This window comes from Streptomyces sp. ME19-01-6 (genome assembly GCF_033793745.1).
GTDB lineage: Bacteria > Actinomycetota > Actinomycetes > Streptomycetales > Streptomycetaceae > Streptomyces.
Map to the genome: position 1 here is coordinate 1,966 of NZ_JARAXF010000082.1, position 1,338 is coordinate 3,303.

The following is a 1,338-nucleotide window of genomic DNA, read 5'->3' on the forward strand; positions in this document are numbered from 1 at the left end:
GCTGCAATGACACGACTTCGGCGGTACGCTTGAGCCCCGCTACATTGTCGGCGCGGAATCACTTGACCAGTGAGCTATTACGCACTCTTTCAAGGATGGCTGCTTCTAAGCCAACCTCCTGGTTGTCTCTGCGACTCCACATCCTTTCCCACTTAGCGCACGCTTAGGGGCCTTAGTCGATGCTCTGGGCTGTTTCCCTCTCGACCATGGAGCTTATCCCCCACAGTCTCACTGCCGCGCTCTCACTTACCGGCATTCGGAGTTTGGCTAAGGTCAGTAACCCGGTAGGGCCCATCGCCTATCCAGTGCTCTACCTCCGGCAAGAAACACACGACGCTGCACCTAAATGCATTTCGGGGAGAACCAGCTATCACGGAGTTTGATTGGCCTTTCACCCCTAACCACAGGTCATCCCCCAGGTTTTCAACCCTGGTGGGTTCGGTCCTCCACGAAGTCTTACCTCCGCTTCAACCTGCCCATGGCTAGATCACTCCGCTTCGGGTCTTGGGCGCGCTACTCAATCGCCCTATTCGGACTCGCTTTCGCTACGGCTACCCCACACGGGTTAACCTCGCAACACACCGCAAACTCGCAGGCTCATTCTTCAAAAGGCACGCAGTCACGACGCAAGGACAAGTCCTTGCGCGACGCTCCCACGGCTTGTAGGCACACGGTTTCAGGTACTATTTCACTCCGCTCCCGCGGTACTTTTCACCATTCCCTCACGGTACTATCCGCTATCGGTCACCAGGGAATATTTAGGCTTAGCGGGTGGTCCCGCCAGATTCACACGGGATTTCTCGGGCCCCGTGCTACTTGGGTGGCTCTCAAGCAAGTTGCTGACATTTAAGCTACGGGGGTCTTACCCTCTACGCCGGGCCTTTCGCATGCCCTTCGCCTACATCAACAATTTCTGACTCACCGACCGGCCGGCAGACCGATCAAGAAAGCTCCCACAACCCCGCATGCGCAACCCCTGCCGGGTATCACACACATACGGTTTGGCCTCATCCGGTTTCGCTCGCCACTACTCCCGGAATCACGGTTGTTTTCTCTTCCTGCGGGTACTGAGATGTTTCACTTCCCCGCGTTCCCTCCACATACCCTATGTGTTCAGGTATGGGTGACAGCCCATGACGACTGCCGGGTTTCCCCATTCGGACACCCCCGGATCAAAGCTCGGTTGACAGCTCCCCGGGGCCTATCGCGGCCTCCCACGTCCTTCATCGGTTCCTGGTGCCAAGGCATCCACCGTGCGCCCTTAAAAACTTGGCCACAGATGCTCGCGTCCACTGTGCAGTTCTCAAGCAACGACCAGCCACCCGTCACCCACCCACA

At 57.5% G+C, this 1,338-nt stretch carries 1 rRNA gene (only partly in view); it reads right to left on the minus strand.

Annotated elements, in window-relative coordinates:
- Positions 1-1,275: ribosomal RNA gene (locus PV419_RS52640) — 23S ribosomal RNA — on the minus strand (it extends 1,944 nt beyond the left edge of the window).
- Between the last annotated feature and the right edge of the window lie 63 nt (positions 1,276-1,338).